The sequence below is a fragment of the Phenylobacterium sp. genome, assembly GCF_004799395.1.
GTDB lineage: Bacteria > Pseudomonadota > Alphaproteobacteria > Caulobacterales > Caulobacteraceae > Phenylobacterium.
On sequence record NZ_SSMZ01000169.1, the window covers coordinates 1 to 22,074 of the forward strand.

At 66.3% G+C, this 22,074-nt stretch carries 20 protein-coding genes and 1 pseudogene; 11 read left to right on the forward strand and 10 right to left on the reverse strand.

The features are described 5' to 3' along the window. Positions 1-104: 104 nt before the first annotated feature. The gene (locus tag E8A12_RS11015) at positions 105-2,888 is read right to left on the reverse strand and encodes a winged helix-turn-helix domain-containing protein (protein WP_293368586.1); all 2,784 of its coding nucleotides are present in this window, start codon (positions 2,886-2,888) and stop codon (positions 105-107) included. 201 nt (positions 2,889-3,089) lie between these two features. Between E8A12_RS11015 and E8A12_RS11020 the strand changes: the two genes are divergently transcribed. The 3 genes from E8A12_RS11020 (at position 3,090) to E8A12_RS11030 (ending at position 5,003) form a co-directional block, all read left to right on the forward strand. Continuing rightward, on the forward strand, positions 3,090-3,770 hold the full coding sequence (locus E8A12_RS11020; protein WP_293368588.1) for an alpha/beta hydrolase: 681 nt from the start codon (positions 3,090-3,092) through the stop codon (positions 3,768-3,770). 472 nt (positions 3,771-4,242) lie between these two features. Next, entirely contained in the window at positions 4,243-4,527 is a 285-nt protein-coding gene (locus E8A12_RS11025; protein WP_293368590.1) for a type II toxin-antitoxin system Phd/YefM family antitoxin, read from the forward strand. Then, complete coding sequence (locus E8A12_RS11030) at positions 4,524-5,003, forward strand: type II toxin-antitoxin system VapC family toxin (RefSeq protein WP_293368592.1); 480 nt, start codon at positions 4,524-4,526, stop codon at positions 5,001-5,003. The genes E8A12_RS11025 and E8A12_RS11030 overlap by 4 nt, the downstream gene beginning before the upstream one ends. A gap of 66 nt (positions 5,004-5,069) precedes the next feature. Here the strand turns inward: E8A12_RS11030 and E8A12_RS22785 are convergent. Continuing rightward, a pseudogene (locus E8A12_RS22785) lies at positions 5,070-5,273 on the reverse strand (NAD(P)H-hydrate epimerase); the annotation flags it as partial. After that, a complete protein-coding gene (locus E8A12_RS11035) occupies positions 5,201-5,461 on the reverse strand; it encodes a hypothetical protein (RefSeq protein WP_293368594.1) in 261 nt (86 codons plus the stop codon). The pseudogene E8A12_RS22785 and the gene E8A12_RS11035, both read right to left, overlap by 73 nt. A gap of 224 nt (positions 5,462-5,685) precedes the next feature. On the opposite strand from E8A12_RS11035, the gene E8A12_RS11040 reads away from it, so the two are divergent. The 7 genes from E8A12_RS11040 (at position 5,686) to E8A12_RS11070 (ending at position 13,785) form a co-directional block, all read left to right on the forward strand. Beyond that, positions 5,686-6,750, forward strand: a complete 1,065-nt coding sequence (locus E8A12_RS11040) for a zinc-dependent alcohol dehydrogenase family protein (RefSeq protein WP_293368596.1) — start codon at positions 5,686-5,688, stop codon at positions 6,748-6,750. Positions 6,751-6,811: 61 nt separating this feature from the next. Next, entirely contained in the window at positions 6,812-8,194 is a 1,383-nt protein-coding gene (locus E8A12_RS11045) for an NAD-dependent succinate-semialdehyde dehydrogenase (protein WP_293368598.1), read from the forward strand. A 74-nt stretch (positions 8,195-8,268) separates the two neighbouring features. After that, positions 8,269-9,432: an NAD(P) transhydrogenase subunit alpha gene (locus E8A12_RS11050; RefSeq protein WP_293368600.1), complete on the forward strand. Its 1,164-nt coding sequence runs from the start codon at positions 8,269-8,271 to the stop codon at positions 9,430-9,432. 12 nt (positions 9,433-9,444) lie between these two features. Further along, complete coding sequence (locus E8A12_RS11055; protein ID WP_293368602.1) at positions 9,445-9,801, forward strand: NAD(P) transhydrogenase subunit alpha; 357 nt, start codon at positions 9,445-9,447, stop codon at positions 9,799-9,801. Positions 9,802-9,810: 9 nt separating this feature from the next. After that, positions 9,811-11,262 carry an NAD(P)(+) transhydrogenase (Re/Si-specific) subunit beta gene (locus E8A12_RS11060; protein ID WP_293368604.1) on the forward strand — a complete coding sequence of 484 codons (1,452 nt, stop codon included), beginning with the start codon at positions 9,811-9,813 and terminating at the stop codon, positions 11,260-11,262. Positions 11,263-11,315: 53 nt separating this feature from the next. Beyond that, positions 11,316-12,392, forward strand: a complete 1,077-nt coding sequence (gene adhP / locus E8A12_RS11065; protein WP_293368606.1) for an alcohol dehydrogenase AdhP — start codon at positions 11,316-11,318, stop codon at positions 12,390-12,392. A 100-nt stretch (positions 12,393-12,492) separates the two neighbouring features. Then, complete coding sequence (locus E8A12_RS11070; RefSeq protein ID WP_293368608.1) at positions 12,493-13,785, forward strand: SulP family inorganic anion transporter; 1,293 nt, start codon at positions 12,493-12,495, stop codon at positions 13,783-13,785. Between the two features lie 85 nt (positions 13,786-13,870). Here E8A12_RS11070 and E8A12_RS11075 read toward each other — a convergent pair whose 3' ends face one another. The 7 genes from E8A12_RS11075 to E8A12_RS11105 form a co-directional block, all read right to left on the reverse strand. Beyond that, complete coding sequence (locus E8A12_RS11075; RefSeq protein WP_293368610.1) at positions 13,871-15,052, reverse strand: acetate/propionate family kinase; 1,182 nt, start codon at positions 15,050-15,052, stop codon at positions 13,871-13,873. 38 nt (positions 15,053-15,090) lie between these two features. Further along, entirely contained in the window at positions 15,091-16,032 is a 942-nt protein-coding gene (locus E8A12_RS11080; protein WP_293368612.1) for a class I fructose-bisphosphate aldolase, read from the reverse strand. 28 nt (positions 16,033-16,060) lie between these two features. Next, entirely contained in the window at positions 16,061-16,885 is an 825-nt protein-coding gene (locus E8A12_RS11085; protein ID WP_293368614.1) for a Cof-type HAD-IIB family hydrolase, read from the reverse strand. After that, positions 16,882-17,907 (reverse strand): phosphogluconate dehydrogenase (NAD(+)-dependent, decarboxylating), encoded by a 1,026-nt coding sequence (gene gnd / locus E8A12_RS11090; RefSeq protein WP_293368616.1) that lies wholly within the window; start codon positions 17,905-17,907, stop codon positions 16,882-16,884. The genes E8A12_RS11085 and gnd overlap by 4 nt, the downstream gene beginning before the upstream one ends. Before the next feature lie 146 nt (positions 17,908-18,053). Beyond that, entirely contained in the window at positions 18,054-20,477 is a 2,424-nt protein-coding gene (locus E8A12_RS11095; protein ID WP_293368618.1) for a phosphoketolase family protein, read from the reverse strand. Between the two features lie 178 nt (positions 20,478-20,655). Continuing rightward, complete coding sequence (locus E8A12_RS11100; protein WP_293368620.1) at positions 20,656-20,817, reverse strand: hypothetical protein; 162 nt, start codon at positions 20,815-20,817, stop codon at positions 20,656-20,658. Between the two features lie 111 nt (positions 20,818-20,928). Beyond that, complete coding sequence (locus E8A12_RS11105; RefSeq protein ID WP_293368622.1) at positions 20,929-21,165, reverse strand: hypothetical protein; 237 nt, start codon at positions 21,163-21,165, stop codon at positions 20,929-20,931. A 250-nt stretch (positions 21,166-21,415) separates the two neighbouring features. On the opposite strand from E8A12_RS11105, the gene E8A12_RS11110 reads away from it, so the two are divergent. Beyond that, complete coding sequence (locus tag E8A12_RS11110) at positions 21,416-22,036, forward strand: exopolysaccharide biosynthesis protein (RefSeq protein WP_293368624.1); 621 nt, start codon at positions 21,416-21,418, stop codon at positions 22,034-22,036. Positions 22,037-22,074: the final 38 nt, after the last annotated feature.

The following is a 22,074-nucleotide window of genomic DNA, read 5'->3' on the forward strand; positions in this document are numbered from 1 at the left end:
GGAAACCCACGGAGACGAGATCGCAACGGCGATCAAAGCGTTTCTTCCTGCCCCTGGCTTGAATGGCGCTGGAGACAATGGCGCATAACCTGGCGCCCTAAGGTCTAGCCGACATCCGGCTCGTGGAGCTCCTCGAGCAATAGCCTCGCATGAATGAGATCGAGCGATCCAAACCCTTCCGTAAACCGGCTATAGATGCCGCTCAGGAATTCGAACGCTTCCTCTGATCGCATCTCTCGCTGAAGCAAGCGCGCCAAGCTTGTTGCAGCGCGTAACTCCCAAGACAGGGCACCTTGCCGGCGGGCGATGCTGGCTGCAAGCCGAAGCAGTCGTTCGGCCTCCGCGGCGCCAGCCTGCAGCGCCTTCGCGCGCAACGCTTCCGACCGACACCAACCTATATCTCGTTCATCGCTGAGTTGGACGATCGAAGGGGCGGCAAAGTCTGAATGAAACGACGCGACAAGTTGAAGCTGACTGAACTGATATTGGAGATCAGCATCTGGGGGGAGGCCAAGGCCTGGATTCCCTCCCGGAAGGCCAAGTCGGGGAATGACCCGCTCGTAGATCTCGCCCAGCCGCTGCGAAAAGATGAACCCGTGCCGCGCGGATAGGTCGATCAAACGACGGCACCATTCTTTTGCTGTGGCGCTATCGCCGCTCCACAGCGCAACGGGACAAGCCGCGAAGCCGAGGAAGTACGTCATGTGGGCGGCGCTGCTCAAAGTCTCTGCGTAGGACACCCCCTTCTTGGCCGCGGCCATAGATTTGTCGTGAAAACCCCTCATCCATAGCAGCCGCGCTTCCAAAGACAGGTGCGTCAGTCTGCCGTTAGACAGGTTTGCGATCCGACGAAGCCGGTCGAATATGGACGGGTCGTACGAGGCAACCTTGGTATGGAATGCCCAAGACTGCGCCTGCTCGCCCTGGTAGTGCCGCGTCAGCGCCATGGATCGTAGAGCGGAGAAACGCACCACCGGATCGGTTGAGGTCTCCGCTAGGCGATGGATCGTCGATACGAGGTCGTCGTCGAAAGCGCCCGTCGCCGCGCTGCGGCCCCATAGCAGGCTCGCTGTCTGGACGATTTGGAGGGGCGCCGCGAGCCGCTGCGCAAGCTCGTAGGCGTCTTCGCCGACTGCCAGCATCCGTTCCGAGGCACCCTCTGTTATCCAAAGGCTGCGCGCCCAGCCGATCTTGAGCTGCATTTCGGTGAACGGGTCCAGTTTGGCCCCCTTAGCGGCCCTGCGAAAGAAGCCGTCCAGGCCATCATGATATTCCGTCGATAAGCCAAGTTCGAACCAAAGCATCCCGCCCCGGACAAGCAGTTCCGCGGCAACATCGAGATCACCGAATTCCGAGAGCGCCCAACTCAGGGCCGCGCGCATGTCGACAATCCGCCGTCCGTATTTCTCGACCCAAGCCTTGGCGGGCTGCAGATCCCACTCCGCGTCTGCGGCGCCGAAAAACCGCGACAGGGCCCTGGCGTGGTTCCGCGCTGCGCGGTCGTGGATGCCCTTGTCGCGCAGCTTGCCCAAAGCGTACACGCGGGTCGTTTCGAGTAGCCGATATTCGATGTCGTCGCCGATCACGTCGGCAGACAGGAGCGATTTTTCCTGCAGGTTGTGGAGGATCTCGAAGGCGTCAGCAGAGGCAAGTTCATCGTCAGCGACCATGTCGACCGCCATCTGCAAGTCCATGCCGCCCGGGAACACCGATAGCATCATTAGGGCGGTCTTCTCGAGTTCAGTCAGGCTATCGAAGCTCCAGTCCAAGGCCGCGGCCAAGGTTCGGTGCCGGGGGGCGGCCGCTCTCGATCCGCGCATTGAGTTGAGGAGCCGGTCGTCCAGCGCAGCGACGACGGCTCTCAGGCCGGAGGTTGCAACCCTCGACGCCACCAGTTCGATGGAAAGCGGGATGCCATCGAGCTTCCTGCACAGCGTCGCCGCCAGCGGGATATCCCTGCCCTTCAGCTCGAATGCGTCGTTGCTAGCTGTGGCGCGCTCGAGAAGCAGCTGCACAGCCGGATAGGTAAGTGCGTCAGCGGCATCGTCCTTCAACGGACAGCCGAGCGGCGCCAGCCGATGGACCCACTCCCCGCCAACGCGAAGGGGTTCGCGGCTAGTCGCCAAGATGTCCATGGCAGGGAGTCGTCGCCGTATTTCGCCAGCCACAGCGGCGGCGGCGGATACGAGATGTTCGCAGTTGTCCAGGATCAGCAAAGCCCGGGCATTCAGAAGCGACGCCACGAACGCCTGCCCAAGATTTTCCGGGTCGTTCTTCAAGCCTGCTGCGCTGACGATCGCGCTCCACAGCAAAGCCGGATCGTCGAGGGCCGCGAGGTCGACGAAGATGAGGCCGTCGGGGTAGTCGCCGAGCATGGTCTCGGCGAGTTGAAGGCTGACCGAGGTTTTTCCGATGCCCGCGGGCCCGGTGATGGACAGGAAGTGGCGCTGTCGAAGCTTGTCCTGAAGGTCGGCGACGACGTCGCCTCGCCCGATGAGCCGCTTGCCCGAAGACGGAAGATTGGCGACGCGTCGATCGGGCGGCGGCGCCACGATTTCGTCGCCATTCAAATGGTGTTGGACCGGCGCCGTCAGCGCATACCCGCGGCCAGGGATGCTGATGATGCAGGTGCTCCCAAGCCCGCCCAACTGTAACGCCTTCCTGAGCGCGTGCAGGTGTACTCGGAGAGCTACCTCGTCGACCGTGACACTAGGCCAGACGAGATCCAGCAATTCCGCTTTTGGTACGATGTCACCGCTGCGATCCGCGAGCGCCACGAGAAGATCGAAGGCTCGCGCGCCAAGCCTGACTGGCGTCCCAGCGTTGAGGAGCAGGCGTCGTCGCGGATAGAGCAAAAAAGGGCCAAAAGAATATTGGACTTCAGACAAACGACACCCCTCTCGACGACGACGCTACGCGTGAGGTCGGTCCCGTCGCAAGCGGCATAGGCCAAGGGTTCTGCATTGAGGAAGCGGCGTCCTCGTGAGGCCGGGGACCGAAGAGCTCATCCCAGGCCTGTTTCAACACCGTGCTGATGTGGAAGGCCGAACTGGCTGAGAGGTCCAGTGTGGGCCAGCAGGAGAATGGCCATGACCAAGATTTCCACTGTCGTCCTCGTCCACGGGGCCTGGGCTGACGGATCAAGTTGGGCGAAGGTCATCCCTCTACTCGACGGGGAAGGGATGGCGGTCACGGCCGTCCAGCTTCCGCTCTCCAGCTTCGAGTCCGACGTCGCGGCGGTGCGCCGGGCGATCGCGCTGGCGGACGGCGATATCGTGCTCGTCGGCCACAGCTACGCCGGCGCGGTGATCGGCGAGGCAGGCAATGACCCCAAGGTAAAACGGCTCGTCTATATCGACGCCTTCGCCCCCGACGACGGCGAGTCGGCGGGCGCGCTCTTCGCAAAATTCGAGGCCGCCCCGCTGGGCGCCGAGCTGCGTCCCGACGCCGAGGGGTTCCTGAAGCTCACCCGCGAAGGCGTCCTCGCTCTGTTCGCACAGGACCTGAGCGACGACGAAAAAGCGGTGGTCTACGCCACGCAAGGACCGATCAACGCCAGCGCCCTGGGCGGCGTGCTGACGAAGGCGGCTTGGCGGGACCGGCCGACCTTCTACCTCATCGGCGACCAGGACCATGCGATCCCGCGCGCCGAGCAGGAAAAGATGGCCGCGCGCATGAACGCCACCACAGACCACGTCGACGCCAGCCACCTCCCGATGCTGTCCCAGCCCCAGGCGGTCGCCAGCTTCATCCTCAAGGCCGCCGCCTGAACGCAGGCATCGAGGCTAGGCACCACAGGCGGCCGCAAAAGGCAGCCCGCGCGAATGAGCTCGCGCGATATTGGCCCAAAGCTTAGCAGCGGCTGCCTAGCACCAGCTCGAAGCGGCGACGGAGCGGTGACAATGTCTGATCCCTGCAGGGCTTCGGCCAGGCCGTCGAGGAAAGGCCATCGTCCGCGGCATACACGTGGTGGAGGTAACAAGACCCGAACCAGTTGCAGTTTTATTCTGGCCCATCCGAGTATAGTGAAATAAATCGTCCCGGCAGGACTCGAATTACCTAGGGAGACTCGAGAATTCCGAGGCCAGATACCAACAATTCTACCAACCGACCTCTTCGCACCACCTCAAAGGCCACTCGAACACATTCTAGCGACCGGCCGGCTGAGCGTTCCGCGCCACGCAGCCTCTGGTGAAAAGCATCGAGATCGGCTATATCTGACTAGCTAGTCAGGAGAAAATCGTGCCCACGCCGAGAACCAGAGAGCCAGGTTTCCGTCAGCCGAGTTGGAAGCTCGAGGACGCCAAGGCACGCTTTAGTGAACTCGTGCGTCGCGCGCACGATGAAGGGCCGCAGGCCGTCACGGTTCGAGGACGACGAGCCGTGGTCATCGTGGATGTTGACGAATACGAGCGCATGGCGACACCGAGGGCCAAACTCCCGTTGGTCGAGTTTCTAGAGAGCCTCCATATGGAAGGTCTTGATCTTACCCGCGATCGCGACATTGGCCGCGAGATCGAGCTTTGAGGGGATGGCTGCTCGATACTAACGTCATCGCGTCCCTGGCTGCCCCCAATGGCGCGCCCAGCGTGAAGGCTTGGGCGGCCGGGCAGGACGAAGGGCGGCTTTTTCTTAGCGTGATCACGCTGGCCGAGTACGACAAGGGTATCAACCAATTGCCGGACGAAGATCCCCTGCGGGTTCGCTATTCGGCCAAGCGTGATGCAATTGAGGGTCGGTTCGCCAGCCGCGTGCTGCCCCTGAGCAATAACGTTGTGCGTCGCTGGGGCGCCATCGCAGGCCGCATAAGGCGCGACACTGGACATCCACCGTCGGTGATTGACACGCTGTTCGCAGCCACCGCCATTGAGGCGCAGCTCTACCTCGTCACCCGCAACACCAAGGACGTTCAGCACTCTGGCGCAGCGACCTTCAACCCGTGGGTGGACGATGTGGCCGGCTTCCCTCTTTTGGACGAAAGCCGCCAAACGCCCACCTCTTAAAGATAGCAGCGCCTCCACCGTAAGGCGCACCATCCCCTCCAGGGGCCGCGACAGGCCGGCTCCGAACAGGGCGTCGATGACCAGATTGGCCCCGTCCAGGCTCCCGGACGACAGAGGGGCGCAGGCGCCCGTCCACAGGCTGGCGTGGCGGGCGGCGTCACCGGTCAGGTGATCCCGGTCGCCCAGCAGCGCAATCGTCACGTTCCAGCCGGTGGCGGCCAGGTGGCGGGCGGCGACAAAGCCGTCACCGCCATTGCCGCCGGGCCGCAAAGCACCGTGATGGGACCCCGCGGCCAGCGCGCGATCACCGCCTGCGCGACCGCCTCGCCCGCCGCGGTCATCAGGTCATAGCCGCTGACGCCGCGTTCGGCCGTCAGGCGATCCGCTTGCGCCATCTCGTCGGGCGTCAGCAGCGCCAGGCGCAGACGTTGCGCTGCGAAGGTTTCGAGGGTCGCCATCCCATCGACCCTAGGCGCGCGATCCTCGGGCGCGCAGGCTCGGAAACTACCCACGATCCACGACCCAGCCCCGGGGGCGTCGGCGCCGGGGCATCCCGCGCCGCGCTGATGTTTGAGTAGTTTCCGAGCCTGTCGGGGGCTCGCCGTCCGGCCCAGTCTTGGGACAACGAACGGACCGGAGGCTTTGTCTCGCGGCCCCAGACCCATTGCCAAAGGCGCCGACGATGAACGCAATCACCGATCTCGCGACGATGCAGGCCCTCGTCTACCACGGCCCCGGCAAGCCCGCCTGGGAGACCCATGCGAAGCCCCGGATCGTCGCGCCGACCGACGCCATCGTGCGGATCACCAAGACGACGATCTGCGGCACCGACCTGCACATCCTGAAGGGCGACCTGCCGAGTTGCGAGCCCGGCCGCATCCTGGGACACGAAGGCGTTGGCGTCGTGGATAGCGTCGGCGCCGCCGTCACGGTCTTCAAGGCCGGCGACCGGGTGCTGATCTCCTGCGTCAGCGCCTGCGGCAAGTGCGAATACTGCCGCAAGGGCATGTTCTCCCACTGCACCACCGGCGGCTGGATCTTGGGTAACACCATCGACGGGACCCAGGCCGAGTTCGTGCGCACGCCGCACGCCGACACCAGCCTCTATCCGATCCCCGAGGGCGCCGACGAAGAAGCCTTGGTAATGCTGAGCGACATCCTGCCCACCGGCTTCGAATGCGGCGTGCTGAACGGCAAGGTCCAGCCGGGCGCCACGCTCGCCATCGTCGGCGCGGGCCCCATCGGCCTGGCCGCGCTGCTGACCTCGCAGTTCTATTCGCCAGGCGAGATCATCATGATCGACCTCGACGACAACCGGCTGGAGGTCGCCAAACGCTTCGGCGCGACCCAGACCATCAACAGCACCGACGGCAAGGCGGTCGCCGCCCTGATGAAGCTGACCGGCGACCGCGGCGTCGACACCGCCATCGAGGCCGTCGGCGTCCCCGCCACCTTCGAGCTCTGCGAGCAGATCGTCGCGCCCGGCGGGATCATCGCCAACATCGGCGTCCACGGCGTGCCCGTGGCGCTGCACATGGAACGCCTGTGGGACCGCAACATCAGCATCACCACGCGCCTGGTCGACACCGTCAGCACGCCGATGCTGCTGAAGGTGCTGAAGGCCAAGCGAATCGACCCCAAGCGGCTGATCACCCACCGCTTCAAGCTCGCCGACATCCTCGACGCCTACGAGACCTTCGGCAACGCCGCCAAGACCAAGGCGCTGAAGGTGATCCTCGAGGCCTGACGCCGCGAGCCGACCACGTCCTCGGGGGGCCCGAACGACAAAGTCAAACAGGATCAATCCCATGACCTACCAGAGCACCAATCCCTTCAACGGCACGCCCGTCGAAGCCTTCGACCAGATGAGCGACAAGGCCCTCGACGCCGCCCTCGCCACCGCCGCCGCCTGCTTCGAGACCTGGCGGAAAACCAGCTACGCTGAGCGGGCCAAAATCATCGCCAAGGCCTCGGCTCTGATGCAGGCCAACGTCAATGCGCTGGCGCACACCATGACGCTGGAGATGGGCAAGCGGATCAGCGAAGCCCGCGGCGAGGTGGAGTTCAGTTCGCGGATCCTCGCCTACTACGCCAAGAACGCCGAGCGCTTCCTGGCGCCGGTGAAGCTCAACCCCACGGTCGGCGAAGCCCATATGGAATCGAGCCCGATCGGGGTGATCTTCGGCGTCGAGCCCTGGAACTTCCCCTACTATCAGCTGGCCCGCGTCGCCGGTCCCCACCTGATGGCCGGCAACGTGTTGGTGGTGAAGCACGCCGGCATCGTGCCCCAGTGCGCCATCGCCTTCGAGGCGCTGCTGGTCGAAGCGGGCGCGCCGGCCGGCCTCTACACCAACCTGCTGATCTCCCACGAGCAGGCTGACAAGGTCGTCGACGATCCCCGAGTCAAGGGCGTCTGCCTGACCGGCAGCGTCGCCGCCGGCCAGAGCGTCGCGGCCCGCGCCGGCAAGAACCTGAAGATCAGCTCGATGGAACTGGGCGGCAGCGACGCCTTCATTGTGCTGGAAGACGCCGATCTGGAGAAGACGATCCCCTGGGCCGTGTGGGGCCGGATGTACAACACCGGCCAGACCTGCTGCGCGGCCAAGCGGTTCATCGTCGTGGACGAGATAGCCGACAAGTTCCTGGCCAAGTTCCAGGCGGCGCTCAAAGCCCTGAAGGCCGGCGACCCGATGGACGAGAAGACCACGCTCGGTCCGCTCTCCAGCGAAGGGGCCTTGGTGCAGCTCCTCAAGCAGGTCGACGACGCCGTCGCCAAGGGCGCGAAGGTCGCCCTGGGCGGTAAGCGCATCGACCGGCCCGGGTCCTACATGCAGCCCACCATCCTGACCGACATCAAGCCCGAGAACCCGGCCTTCCGCGACGAGTTCTTCGGCCCGGTGGCGCTGTTCTTCCGGGTCAAGGATGAGGCGGCGGCGATCGCGCTCGCCAACGACTCCGACTTCGGCCTGGGTGGCTCGGTCTGGTGCAAGGACCCCGCCCGCGGCCAGCGCGTCGCCAGCCTCGTCGAAACCGGCATGATGTTCATCAACAACATCGACTGGTCCGACGCGGAGCTGCCCTTCGGCGGCATCAAGAATTCCGGCTACGGCCGCGAGCTCGGCGACATGGGCATCCAGCAGTTCGTCAACAAAAAGCTCGTCCGCACCGTCGCAATGGACGCCCCTCACTAGGCGCCCGCCTTTCGAACGGCCAACGGCGTCCCCGCGTCGTTGGCCGTCGATCGCCGGCCTCGGAGCTCTTAAGCATGTACGTCAATGTCGCCGTCCTGAAGGAGACCCAGCCGCACGAACGGCGCGTCGCCCTCGTCCCATCCCTAACCGCCAAGCTGACCAAGCTGGGTGCGCGGCTGCACCTGCAGGCCGGCGCCGGCGAGGCGATCGAGCTGGCCGACACAGCCTTCACCGGCGTGACCATCGTGACCGACCGCCAGGCCCTGGTGCGCGACGCCGATGTGGTCCTGGCCGTCCAACCGCCGGCCCTGGACGTCGTGGACGCGATGAAGCCTGGCGCGCTCCTGATCTCGTTCATCTACGCGCAGAACCAGCCCGCGCTGGTCCAGCGACTGCTCGACAGGAAAATTACTTGCTTCGCCATGGAGCGGGTCCCGCGGATCACCCGGGCGCAGGCCATGGATGCGCTGTCGAGCCAGGCGGCGCTCGCGGGCTACTACGCCGTGCAGCTGGGGGCGACCCACCTCGCGCGGATCCTGCCCAAGATGACCACCGCCGCCGGCGTCATCGGCCCGGCCAAGGTCCTGGTGATGGGCCTGGGCGTGGCCGGGCTCGAAGCGCTCGCGACCGCCCAACGCCTGGGCGCCGTCGTCGAAGGCTATGACGTTCGCCCCGAAACCCGGGAACAGGCGCTGTCGCTGGGCGCGACCTTCGTCGACAGCGGCGTCGACGCTCGCGGCAAGGGCGGCTACGCCCGGGCCCTGACCTCCGAGGAAAAGCACAAGGTCGACGCCATTCTCACCCGCCACATCCAGGCGGCCGACCTGATCGTCACCACCGCCGCCATTCCCGGCCATCCGTCGCCAAAGCTGATCAGCCAGGCGCAGGTCGCAGGCATGAAGGCCGGGTCGGTGATCGTAGATCTCTCCGCCGAGGGCGGCGGCAATTGCGAGGATAGCCGGGCCGGCGAAACGGTGCGGATCGGCCGGGTGACCATCGCCGCGCCGCTAAACGTGCCGTCCCTGCTCGGTGAGGACGCCAGCGAACTCTACGCCAAAAACCAGTTCAACCTGTTGTCCTTGATGCTGAAGGACAACGTCATCGCCATCGATTGGAATGACGAGGTGTTGGCCAAGACCGCCCTCACCCACGACGGCAAGCTCATAGACGCCGAGGCCCGGCGCGATCCGCCCGTCGGCGGACAAAGCCAGACCAAAACCGCCGCGAAAGCGGCCTAGCAGGAGACCCGCATGAGCCTTGACCTCGGCATGACCGGCTTCGTCGCCCTCTACGTTTTCATGCTGGCCGGTTTCGCCGGCTGGGTGATCATCGGCCACGTGCCGGCGATCCTGCACACGCCGCTGATGTCCGGTTCGAACTTCGTGCACGGCATCGTCGTTGTCGGCGGTCTCTTCGTCCTGTTGAACGCCAGCACCACGCAGCAGCAGATCATCGGCTTCGCAGCCGTTCTGCTGGGCGCCGGCAACGCCGCGGGCGGCTTCGCCGTCACCACCCGCATGCTCGCAATGTTCAAGGCCAGCGACGTCCAGCCCAAGCCTGCCCGCGCCCCCACCCACGCCCGGGTCCATCACCTCAAGACCCACTGAGGCGCCGCCATGCTCGCCCTGATCCCCCAACTGACCATCGGCCTCGCCGATCTCGCCGCGGCCTTCCTGTTCCTGTTCGGCCTGCAGCGGATGTCGTCGCCGGCGACGGCGTCGTCCGGCATATTCGTGGCCGGCCTCGGCATGGTCGCCGCGGTCCTCGCCAGCTTCCTCTATGTGTTCAGCGTCGAGGCCGCGGCCAGGCCCCACCTCGGGATCAACATCGTCCTCGCGCTCGTGGCCCTGGCCTTAGGGGGCGGCGCAGCCTGGTGGAGCGGCAAGCGCGTCGCCATGACCGCGATGCCGCAGATGGTGGCGCTCTATAACGGCATGGGCGGCGGCGCGGCCGGCGCGATCGCCGCGGTCGAACTGCTCGGCGGCAAAGCGCATGGCGCGACCGCGCTGCTGGTTACCCTGCTGGGCGCCCTGATCGGCGCGGTGTCGCTTTCCGGTTCGCTGATCGCCTGGGCCAAGCTCGACGGCGCCATCAAGAAGCCGCTGCGGATCAAGGGACAACAGGCGATCAACGCCGCGGCCATGGCCGCAACATTGGCGATCGGTGGATGCGTCCTGTTCGCCGCTCTGACCGGGTCGCCTCTGCTGCTGGCGACGTCGACCTGGATCTACATCTTCTTCGGTTGCGCTTTGGTCTTCGGGATCCTGATGACCCTGCCGATCGGCGGCGCGGACATGCCGGTGGTGATCTCGATCTACAACGCCCTCACTGGCCTGGCCGTGGGGCTGGAAGGCTTCGTACTGCAGAACCCGGCTCTGATGATCGCCGGCATGGTGGTGGGCGCCGCGGGCCTCTTGCTAACGCTCTTGATGGCCAAGGCGATGAACCGCTCGGTGGCTAATGTGGTCTTCACCAACTTCGGCGACGCGCCCAAGCAGGCGCAAAGCGCCATCGCGGGCAGCCTGCGGCCGGTCGAGGCGTCCGACGCCGGCATCGCCATGCGCTATGCGGCCAAGGTGATCATCGTGCCCGGCTATGGCCTCGCCGCCGCCCAAGCGCAGCAGAAGCTCTATGAGTTCGTCAAGCTGCTGCAGGCGGCGGGCGTCCTGGTCAAGTTCGCGATCCACCCCGTCGCCGGCCGCATGCCGGGCCAGATGGACGTCCTGCTGGCCGAGGCCGGCGTGCCCTACGACATGATCTTCCAGCTCGACGACATCAACGCAGACTTCGCCACCACGGACGTCGCCCTGGTGATCGGCGCCAACGATGTGGTGAACCCCGCGGCCCGGACCGACAAAGCCTCGCCGATCTACGGCATGCCGATCCTCAACGTCGACCAGGCCCGCCAGGTCTATGTGGTCAAGCGCGGCGAGGGCACGGGCTACGCGGGCATTCAGAACGCGCTCTTCTACGGCGACAACTGCAACATGGTCTACGGCGACGCCCAGGCCGTGCTCACCAAGATGATCGAGGCCGTCCGCGGTCTCGGCGCGGCGGCCGCAGCCTGACCCCCAATCCGAGGCGATCTCGCCTGATACCCAGCCCCAAGAAGGGGACCCAGATGCCCACCAAGATGCAAGCCGCCGTCGTCGAACAATTCGGAAAACCGCTGGTCCTGCGGGAGTGGGACGTGCCGACCCTCCGCGCCGGGCAGATCCTGGTCAAGACCGAGGCCTGCGGCGTCTGCCACACCGATCTCCACGCGGCGAACGGCGACTGGCCGCTGAAGCCGACCCTGCCGTTCATCCCCGGACACGAGGCGATCGGCCGGGTCGTGGCGGTCGGCGCCGGCGTCACAATCGTCAAGGAAGGCGACCGGGTCGGCGTGCCCTGGCTCTATTCGGCCTGCGGCCACTGCGAGCACTGCCTGGCGGCCTGGGAGACGGTCTGTGCCGAGGCGCAGTTCGGCGGCTACACCAAGAACGGCGGCTTTGCCGAATACATCCTCGCCGACCCCGACTACGTCGCCCATATCCCCGAAGGCCTCAGCGCCACGGAAGCTGCGCCAATCATCTGTGCGGGGATCACCACCTACAAGGGGATCAAAGAGACCCGCGCCAGGCCCGGCGAGTGGATCGCCATCTCCGGCGCCGGCGGCCTGGGGCACTTGGCCATCCAGTACGCCAAGGCGATGGGACTGCAGGTCTGCGCGATCGACATCGACGACGGCAAGCTCGCCCACGCCAAGCGCCTGGGCGCCGACCTCGTGGTCAACGCCAAGACCGAGGACGCGGCCGCCGCCGTGAAGAAAGGGACCGGCGGCGGCGCGCACGGCGTGCTGATCACCGCCCCGTCGCTGACCGCCTTCAACCAGGGCGTCGGCATGACCCGCAAGCGCGGGACCTGCGTCCTGGTCGGCTTGCCGCCCGGCGAGTTCCCACTGCCGCTGTTCGACGTGGTGGCCAACTGCATCACCGTGCGCGGCTCCTTCGTGGGCACGCGCCAGGACATGGCTGAATGCCTGGCCTTCGCCGCCGACGGCAAGGTCAAGGCCGACATCGAGCTGCAGCCGCTGGCCTCGATCAACGACGTCTTCGCGCGGCTGGCGCACGGCGACGTGCCGTCCCGCGTGGTCCTCGACTTCGCGGCCACGGTTCCGAAGGCGGCGGCCGCGCAGCGCGAACTGGAGACGGCGTAACCGGGGGCCGCCCGCCGCCCGCGGCGGGAGTCTCCGGAACGTCGCCTGTCATCCGCTCGGCTTGAGTGGATGACGCGCGCCGCACACCGATCGCCACACCATGCCTGACGGAACCTCCACCGCGAACCAGCTGAGGCCGAAGCTCGCGACGACCCTGCGCGACGGCTACAGCCTGGCCTTCCTGCGCAGGGACGCCATGGCGGCGCTCACCGTCGCCATCGTCGCGCTGCCCCTCTCGATGGCGATCGCAGTGGCGTCCGGCGTCGGCCCGGAGCGGGGGATCTACACCGCGATCCTCGGCGGCTTTGTGGTCTCGGCCTTGAGCGGCAGCCGGTTCCAGATCGGCGGACCTGCCGGGGCCTTCATCGTGCTGGTCGCCGCCACGGTCGCCCGGTTCGGCGTCGAGGGGTTGCTGCTGACCGTGCTGATGTCCGGGTTGATGCTCACCCTGCTGGGCGTGTTGAGGTTGGGCTCGCTCATCCGGCACATTCCCCACGCCGTGACGGTCGGTTTCACCTGCGGCATCGCCGTGACCATCGCGGCCAGCCAGCTCCGGGACCTGGGCGGTCTGCGCCTCGCGGCCGGGGAACCCGGCCCACTGATCCCCAAGCTCACCGCGTTGGCCGCCGCGCTGCCGACGCTCGCGCCCGCGACCTTGGCGCTCGGTCTCGGCTCAGCCGCCCTGATCTTCGGGCTGCGGCGCTATCGGCCGAATTGGCCGGGTATGCTGATCGCGGTCGTTGGCGCGTCGGTCGTCGCCGCCCTGCTGCATCTGCCGGCGGCCACCATCGGCAGCCGCTTCGGCGGCCTGCCGCACGGCCTGCCGATGCCGCGGCTGCCGGCGATGGATGCTCACCTGGCGCTGCAGCTCGTGCCGGCCGCGCTGTCGTTCACCCTGCTCGGCGGCATCGAGAGCCTGCTCTCGGCCAAGGTCGCGGACGGCATGACGGGCCGAAAGCATCGCTCGAATATGGAGCTCATCGCCCAGGGAATCGCCAATGTGGTCTCGGCGCTGTTCGGCGGCATCAGCGTGACGGGAACCATCGCGCGGACCGCCACCAACATCCGGGCGGGTGGGGTCAGCCCGATCTCCGGCATGTTGCATTCCGCGTTCCTGCTGCTGTTCATCCTGGTGGCCGCGCCCCTGGCGAGCTTCGTGCCGCTGGCGGCGCTCGCGGGCGTCCTGGTGGCGGTCTCTTGGAACATGGCCGAGAAATCGGAGTTCGCCCGCCTGCTGCGCGACTGGCGGACCGCCGCCGTGCTGCTCGCCACCTTTGGCCTCACCCTCGCCCGGGACCTCACCACCGGCATCATCGCCGGCTGCGTGCTGGCAGCCCTATTCACCATGCTGAAGCGGCCCGTTCCTGAAGAAGGCGATGGCGGGCCACGATGAACTTCCAGGTCAAGGACAAGTGGATATGCCTCCAGAACTGTGACGCCCCCTCAAGCCGAACCTCGAATGTCGACATGCCCCAAGATCACGCGTCCGACAGAAGTCTCGCCAACGCATGGCTTGCGATCATCGCCTCCTCATTCGCTGCGATCACCCGGACCTCCACCTTGCTGTCGGCCGTGCTGATCACCGCAAGGCCGGCCGTATTTGCGGTCTCGTCGAGACGTACGCCCAGCCACGCCAACCGGGCGCAGATTCCCGCGCGGATGGCCGACGCGTTCTGGCCGATGCCGGCGGTGAAGACCAAGCCGTCGAGGCCGCCGAGGGCGCTGACAAGGGCTCCGGATTCGGTTCCGATACGATAGGTGAAAAGGTCGATCGCCTCGGCCGCACGCGGATCGTCGCTGGCGATCAGCACCCGAAGGTCGCCGCTGATCCCGGAGACGCCCAACAGCCCCGAGTCCTCGTAGAGCAGCGTCTCGATGTCGGCGAAGCTGTGCCCAAGCCGGCCAAGATAGAGGACCACGCCGGGGTCCAGGTTCCCGCACCGGGTGGCCATCACCAGGCCGTCGAGGACGCTGAAGCCCATGGTGGTGGCGATGCTTTGGCCGGCGAGCAGCGCGCAGAGACTGGCGCCCGAGCCGAGGTGCGCCACGACCACCCGGCCTCTCGAAAGCGCCGGCGCATGTCGCTTCAACTGGCTGGCGATGTACTCATAGGACAGGCCGTGAAAGCCGTAACGACGGACGCCGGCTGCAGATAGGGCGCGTGGGATGGCGAACTGCGTCGCCACCAAGGGCATGGTCTGGTGGAAGGCGGTGTCGAAACAAGCGATCTGCGCGAGTCCGGGGCGGGCCGCAGAGATCGCTCGGATCGGGGCCAGACTGTGCGGCATATGCATCGGATCGAAGGGTGTCAGCGCTTCCAACGCCACCAACAGCGCGGGCGTGACCAGCGCGGGCGCGCTAAGGTCAGGTCCCCCATGAACGACGCGGTGGCCGACCGCAATCAGCTCGTCGGGGCCAAGATGGGCGTCGACGACACCGAGAAGCGCATCGATGAGATCGGTGAAACTCGGGACGCGATCCGACGGCCAACGGCGCTCGGCGAGCACGACGCCGGCCGCATCGAGGGCCAGGAGATGCGGCGCCGCGGCGATGTCCTCGATCTCCCCGCGAAGCTTGGCGTGCGGCGCATCGCCCGGCTGGAATACGGCGAACTTCACGCTGGACGAGCCGGCATTGAGGGCGAGAACCGGCCCGGTCACACCGGCTCGCGGCGAGGCGGGCGACTCCGGTCGGAAACTCAAGGCCTCGCCGCCGCTTCGGGCGCGGTCCGATAGATGTCCATCACCGCGGCGAGCATCTTGAGCGCGTCCGCCTTCGATCTCTGGAAGGAGTTGCGGCCCAGGATCGACCCAAATCCGCCGCCGGCGTGGATCGCCCGGATCTCATCCAGCAAGGCCTGGTCATCGAAGTCCGCCGCGCCTCCGGAGAAGATCACCATGCGGCGGCCGGCGAAGGCGCAATCGACCACATGGCGCACCCGGTCCGCCTGGGTTTCGATCGGGATCTTCTGGGCGACGTACACCTTGCGCGCCGCTTCCTGTTCGATGTGCGCCGTCGGCAGCTTCACCTTGATGATGTGCGCGCCCAACTGGGCAGCGATCTGCACGGCATAGCCGATGACGTCGATCGCGGTTTCGCCAGCCTCGCTCAGGCCTGATCCGCGCGGATAGGCCCAAACGACGACCGCGAGGCCGTGGCGCTTGGCGGTCTCGGCGCAGGCGCGGAGCTGTTGGTACATTTCGAGCTGATGGGCAGACCCCGGATAGATGGTGAAGCCGATGGCCGAGCATCCCAGGCGAAGCGCATCGCGGACACTGGCGGTGAGGGCCTGGTTGGGGTCCTTTTCCGCGAGCAGGCTGTCGTCGTCGTTGACCTTGAGAATGAGCGGCAGGTCGCCCGCGAAGTCGCGCGCACCCGCCTCCAGGAAGCCCAGCGGCGCGGCGTAGCCGTTACACCCGGCTTCGATCGCCAGCTCGAAGTGATAACGCGGGTCGTAACCGGGAGGATTTGAGGCGAAAGACCGCGCCGGCCCGTGCTCGAAACCCTGGTCCACCGGCAGAATGACCAGCTTGCCGGTTCCGGCCAGCCGGCCGTGGTTGAGCAGGCGCGCCAAGTTGGTCAACGTGCCCACGTTATCCGCGCCATACCAGCTCAGGATTTCTTTCACGCGCGGGGTCAATGTCAGGCTCCTTCGAGGCTAGCGCCGTTCACGGAGCGGCGATGGGCAGGACAAAGTTGCGCACCGCCTTCGCGAAACCCTCATCCTGATTGCTGTCGGTCACATGGTTAGCCTGGGCTTTCACCTCGTCGCTGGCGTTGCCCATGGCGATGGAGAGGCCGCTCTGGCGAAACATCAGCACGTCGTTCGGCATGTCGCCGATTGTAGCGATCTGGTCGGGCGCGATGCCCAGGCGGACGGACAGCTCGACGACGACGGCGCCCTTGTTGGCCTTGGGATTGGTGACGTCCAGGAAGTAGGCGTTTGAGCGGGTCGCGCTGGCGCTCGCGCCCAGCGAGGTCTGCGCCTGGGCTTCGCACGCGGCGACAAGATCAAGATCGTCCGAGACGCCGACGATCTTCACGGCCTGGGCCAGATGCTCTGCCGTGAAGGAAGTGACAATCTCGGGGGGAAACCCCAGAATCCAGGCCTCTCGCGTCACGTGCGCGGCCGTCGGGTCGCGCACCAGCCAAGCGTCCGCCGTGTAGATCCAGACGTCGAGCTGATGACTCAGCAGGAGGTTGACGCTTTGGGCGGCCGCCACCGGGCCGATTGGATAGCAGGCGATCACCGACATGTCGGGGTCGACCAGCAGACCGCCGTTCAGGCCCGCCAGCGGGAGTTGCAGATCGAGCGGCGCGACCAGCATCCGCAGTCCATTGGGCGGCCGGCTGCTGGTGATGGCGAAAGCGATGCCGGCGCGGCGAAGGTCCTGGACCGCAGCGACCGCCGCCGGCGTCAGCTGCTTGTCATCCGTGACGAGAGTGCCGTCCACGTCGGCGAGCAGAAGTCGCAAGCCGCTCCGTCCGGTCATGCAGCGGCATCCAGTGGTCGGGGCTTGTGCTCGGGGTCGATGGACTCCTGGCCTTCGAGGTGGCCGCCGAACCCGAACCGCATCGCCGACAGCATCTTCTCGGCGAAGGCGCTGTCCTGGCGCGAGCGGAAGCGAGCGTAGAGCGCCGCGGTGATGACTTGAGCCGGCACCGCTTCTTCGATCGCGGCCTCCACGGTCCAACGGCCCTCGCCGGAATCCTGGACGAAACCCGAGTAGGTCGCGAGCTGGGGATCCTTGGCGAGCGCGGCGGCGCTCAGGTCGAGCAGCCAGGAGGAGATCACGCTGCCGCGCCGCCAGACCTCGGCGATGTCGGGCAGGTTGAGGGTGAAGCGTTCGGCCTCGGGCAGGTCCTCGGAGTCCTTGTTGCGCAGGATATCGAAGCCCTCGCCGTAGGCCTGCATCAGTCCGTATTCGATCCCGTTGTGCACCATCTTGACGAAATGGCCCGCGCCCGAAGGGCCGGCATGGATGTAGCCCTGCTCCGCCCGCCCATCGGCGCCGTCGCGCCCCGGCGTGCGGGCGATGTCGCCCTGTCCGGGCGCCAGCGCCGAGAAGATCGGATCGAGATGCTCAACAGCCGCCTTCGGCCCGCCGATCATCATGCAATAGCCGCGCTCGATACCCCAGACGCCGCCGGACGTTCCGCAGTCAACATACTGGATGCCCTTCTCCGTCAGCGCCTTCGCGCGGCGGATGTCGTCCTTGTAGAAGGAGTTGCCCCCATCGACGATGATATCCCCGGGCGTGAGCAGTCCGCTGAGCGTCGTGACCGTGTCATCGGTGACCTGGCCGGCCGGAAGCATCAGCCAGACCACGCGCGGGCCCGGACCTAACCGCTTCGCGAGGTCCTCAAGGGACGAAGCGGCGGTCGCGCCATTCTTGGCCAGCGCCTCTCGCGTCTTGGCCGTCCGTGCATAGACGACGCAGCCATGTCCCGCCGTCATGAGGCGACGGGACATGTTCGCGCCCATCTTGCCCAATCCGATCATACCGATTTGCATCGTCCGCTCCTTCAGAAGCGTCCTGGTCCCACGCGCGGGAAACCGATCGTCACAGGCTCGGTCCGCCCCGCGGGATAGCCTGCGGGCATTCAGGATCGTCCCAGAATAGGCGCGACGAGGGCCGCGCCGGCAGGTTCGGAAACTACTCAAGTCAAGATTTGTTCGGGACCGGGAGGCAGTTCCGCATCGAGCTCGCCGCCTGGCGCATGGGCGCTCCACCGCCACTCCTGCACCTCGGGCATGTCCTCGCCATGTTCGCTGACGTGGAGCTTGTGACGTTCCATGGTCGCCCAGTACCGCGCCGTCGCCATATCGACCTGGCCGGCGAGCCGGGGAATTCGGCGGATGGCGTCGAGCGCCAGCTGGTAACGGTCGAGATTGTTCAGGACCACCATGTCGAAAGGCGTCGTCGTCGTGCCCTCCTCCTTGTAGCCGCGCACGTGGAAATTGTCGTGATTGCGCCGCCGGTAGGTCAGCTCATGGATCAGCGCCGGGTAGCCGTGGAAGGCGAAGATCACCGGCTTGTCGGTGGTGAAAAGGCCGTCGAAGTCCCGGTCCTCCAGACCGTGGGGATGTTCCGAGGGCGGCTGCAGCGCGAGCAGGTCGACCACATTCACCACGCGGATGCGTATGTCCGGGACGTAGTCGCGCAGCAGGGTGACCGCGGCCAGAGTCTCCAGGGTCGGAATGTCGCCGGCGCAGGCCATGACCACGTCGGGATCATCGCCGCCCGGGCTCGCCCAATCCCAGGCGCCGATGCCGGCGGTGCAGTGGCGAACGGCCGCGTCCATGTCCAGCCACTGCCATTCCGGCTGCTTGCCGGCGATGATCAGGTTGACGTAGTGACGGCTGCGCAAGCAGTGGTCGGCGATCGACAGCAGGCAATTGGCGTCGGGCGCCAGATAGATGCGCACCACGTCGGCCTTCTTGCTCGCCACGTGATTGATGAAGCCCGGATCCTGGTGGGAGAACCCGTTGTGGTCCTGTCGCCAGACGTGGGATGTCAGCAGGTAGTTCAGCGAGGCGATCGGCGTCCGCCAGGGGATCTTGCGGCTGACCTTCAGCCACTTGGCGTGCTGGTTGAACATTGAATCGATGACGTGGATGAACGCCTCGTAGCAGGCGAAGAGGCCGTGACGGCCGGTCAGGAGGTAACCCTCCAGCCAGCCCTCGCACAGGTGCTCGCTCAGCACCTCCATGACCCGGCCATCGGAGCTCAGATTGACATCGACCGCCTCGACAGCCCCCATCCAGGCCTTGCCCGACGCCTCGTAGACCGCATCCAGCCGGTTCGACTCCGTCTCGTCCGGACCGAAGAGCCGGAAGTTCTGCGTATCGAGGTTGAGGCTCACGAGATCGCGCAGGAAGCGTCCGAGCACACGGGTGGCTTCGCCCCGAACGGCGCCGGGGGACGGCACGTCGAGCGCGTGGCCTCGAAAGCCCGGCATCGACAGGGCGACCAGCAACTCGCCGCCATTGGCGTGCGGGTTGGAGCCCATGCGGCGATGACCGGTCGGCGCCAGCGCGGCCAGGTCCTCGCGGAACTTGCCGGTCTCGTCGAAGAGCTCCTCTGGCCGGTAGCTCTTCATCCAAGCTTCGAGCTGCTGCAGATGCTCGGGGTTCTCCATGTTCGCGATGGGCACCTGATGGGCGCGCCAGGTCCCCTCGACGGGCAGGCCATCGACCACCTTTGGTCCCGTCCAGCCCTTGGGCGTCTGCAGCACGATCATCGGCCAGCGCGGACGTTCGGGGGTCTCGCCCGGGGCGCAGGTCCGGGCCAAGTGCTGGATCTCACCGATCCTGACCAGGATCGCGTCAAGGGTTCCGGCCAGCGCCTGATGCACCAGCTTGGGGTCATGGCCCTCCACGAAATGCGGTTCGTAGCCGTAGCCCCGCAAGAGCTGGGTGAGCTCCGGGCGGCTGATGCGCGCCAGGACCGTCGGATTGGCGATCTTGAAGCCGTTGAGATGCAGGATCGGCAGGACCGCCCCGTCCCGCGCCGGGTTCAGGAACTTGTTGGAATGCCAGCTGGCCGCGAGCGCGCCGGTCTCCGCCTCCCCGTCGCCGACCACGCAGGCGACGATCAGGTCAGGGTTATCAAAGGCTGCGCCATAGGCGTGCAGCAGAGAATAGCCGAGCTCTCCGCCTTCATGGATCGATCCCGGGGTCTCCGGCGACACATGGCTCGGAATCCCGTAGGGCCAGGAAAACTGCCGGAACAGCCGGTAGAGGCCGTTGCGGTTGCGTTCGACCGCGGGGTAGCGCTCGGTGTAGGAGCCCTCAAGATAGGTGTTCGCCACAATGCCTGGCCCGCCGTGACCGGGGCCGATCACGTACATCATGTTGAGATCGTGCTCTTTGATCAGCCGATTCAGGTGGACGTAGAGAAGGTTCAACCCCGGCGTGGTGCCCCAGTGCCCGAGCAGGCGGGGCTTGATGTCGCTGAGCTTCAGCGGCGTTTCCAGCAAGGGATTGTCCTGCAGGTAGATCTGCCCGATCGACAGATAGTTGGCGGCCCGCCAATAGGCGTCCATGTCGCGGAGCAGTTCGGGCGATAGGGGACCGGTCATCTGGAACTCCGACAGGGTGCGGCAGGCTTACCCCGACGTCGGGGCCGTTCAGCCGTCAGCGCCCCACCGGCCCGGCGCAGCCGTCGACAGATCGCTGACACCGGAGGACCAGATCGCCCAGCACCCGTTAGGCTGGCCGGATCCCCCCAGAGCGGACGTCGCGCGTCCGCAGCCGGGTCTAGACGCGCACGCCGCCGAACAGCCAGAGCAGGACCAGCACCACGACGATCAGACCGACGACACCGCCTAAGCCCGGAAGGCCGTAGCTACGATGGGCGTAGTAGCCGCCACCCCCGCCGAAAAGCAGAAGCAGGACGATGATGATGATGATGAGGGTCAAGGGGCACCTGTCGGGCGCGCCCGCCACGAGAGCGGTGACGCCCCATGCCAACGGCGCCGACTGGCGTTTGTTCCGGACGCGCCATGCGCGCGAATATGGGACCTTTGCCGCCTACAGCGCTGCTCCGGAGGCGTCGTAGCCCGCGTCGCTCGCGGTGAACCCTGTGCTGCGGTGGCGTTCGAGGACCGGCCGCTGGTCATCCCAAACCGCCACATAGGTGCAGCTCGGGTGATCTCGGAGCATCTGCAGGGCGCGATCGGGCGCGTCCGCATCCGAGCCGAGATCGAACGCCTCGAATGAATCGGCGCCGCCGCCCAGGTTGCACAGGTAGAAGGTGTAGATGGCCATCTCGACATTCCCCCGCGCGGTTGAGCGGGAGCGGGAGGCGTCTCGGCCACGTCTCTCAGCCGCCGGCGCCCAAGGGCCTGTGCCAGCGATGTCGACAATCTAACACAATAAGTCGGAAATCGACGTACCTTTGTTAGGTAAAAATGGAAGTGTCGCCCCCCGGGCAACGCCAGGGAACCTTTGCTGGCGCTTGTCCTTGCGGTCTGACGGACCAGGCGCTGAGTCCTGACCGGCCAAGGACTTTCGCAGAATGGCTGTACCCCGCACCCGCTCTGCGCAATCCCTTTCGGGCGGCTTGCGCGGCCTGATGGGCAGCCGGAAAGCCCGGCTCAGTGTTGGCGAAATCATCAAGCGGTTCGAGGGCAAGAACGGCCTGGGCCCGGTGCTCTTCGTGCTGACCCTACCCATACTCGTGCCCCTGCCGCCTGGCGCATCCATGGTGCTGGCGCTGCCGCTGTTGGTCGTGGCCCCGCAGGTCGCTGCGGGGCGAGCCAAGCTTTGGTTGCCGAAATGGCTGTCCGCCCGCACGCTCGACCACAAACCCCTCGCCAAGCTCATCGGGCGCATCCTGCCCCTGTTGGAACGCCTTGAGGCGCTCGGGCGACCGCGGCTATCACCCTTGACCGGCGGCGCCGGCACGCGACTGGTCGGCGTCGTCTGCACCCTTCTGGCCCTGGTCCTGGTGCTGCCCATCCCGTTCGCCAACCTGTTCCCCGCGCTGGCGCTTGGGATGTTCGCCCTGGGCCTGACGCGACGAGACGGACTGATGGTGCTGGCCGGCTACGGCTTCATCGGTCTGCAAGGCGTGATCATCGACCTCGGGGCGCACGGCGTCATGGCGATCGTCCATCATGCCGAACGTCTGATCTGATCGCAGCAGCCGAGGACCTAGGCGACCTTGAACCGCTG

What these genes read in the sequence shown, in the direction of transcription:
- E8A12_RS11020 (WP_293368588.1), top strand. Translation starts at nt 3,090, where the DNA reads ATGACCAAGATTTCCACTGTCGTCCTCGTCCACGGGGCCTGGGCTGAC.
- E8A12_RS11035 (WP_293368594.1), bottom strand. Translation starts at nt 5,461, where the DNA reads ATGGCGACCCTCGAAACCTTCGCAGCGCAACGTCTGCGCCTGGCGCTG.
- E8A12_RS11040 (WP_293368596.1), top strand. Translation starts at nt 5,686, where the DNA reads ATGAACGCAATCACCGATCTCGCGACGATGCAGGCCCTCGTCTACCAC.
- E8A12_RS11045 (WP_293368598.1), top strand. Translation starts at nt 6,812, where the DNA reads ATGACCTACCAGAGCACCAATCCCTTCAACGGCACGCCCGTCGAAGCC.
- E8A12_RS11050 (WP_293368600.1), top strand. Translation starts at nt 8,269, where the DNA reads ATGTACGTCAATGTCGCCGTCCTGAAGGAGACCCAGCCGCACGAACGG.
- E8A12_RS11055 (WP_293368602.1), top strand. Translation starts at nt 9,445, where the DNA reads ATGAGCCTTGACCTCGGCATGACCGGCTTCGTCGCCCTCTACGTTTTC.
- E8A12_RS11060 (WP_293368604.1), top strand. Translation starts at nt 9,811, where the DNA reads ATGCTCGCCCTGATCCCCCAACTGACCATCGGCCTCGCCGATCTCGCC.
- adhP (WP_293368606.1), top strand. Translation starts at nt 11,316, where the DNA reads ATGCCCACCAAGATGCAAGCCGCCGTCGTCGAACAATTCGGAAAACCG.
- E8A12_RS11070 (WP_293368608.1), top strand. Translation starts at nt 12,493, where the DNA reads ATGCCTGACGGAACCTCCACCGCGAACCAGCTGAGGCCGAAGCTCGCG.
- E8A12_RS11085 (WP_293368614.1), bottom strand. Translation starts at nt 16,885, where the DNA reads ATGACCGGACGGAGCGGCTTGCGACTTCTGCTCGCCGACGTGGACGGC.
- gnd (WP_293368616.1), bottom strand. Translation starts at nt 17,907, where the DNA reads ATGCAAATCGGTATGATCGGATTGGGCAAGATGGGCGCGAACATGTCC.
- E8A12_RS11095 (WP_293368618.1), bottom strand. Translation starts at nt 20,477, where the DNA reads ATGACCGGTCCCCTATCGCCCGAACTGCTCCGCGACATGGACGCCTAT.
- E8A12_RS11105 (WP_293368622.1), bottom strand. Translation starts at nt 21,165, where the DNA reads ATGGCCATCTACACCTTCTACCTGTGCAACCTGGGCGGCGGCGCCGAT.
- E8A12_RS11110 (WP_293368624.1), top strand. Translation starts at nt 21,416, where the DNA reads ATGGCTGTACCCCGCACCCGCTCTGCGCAATCCCTTTCGGGCGGCTTG.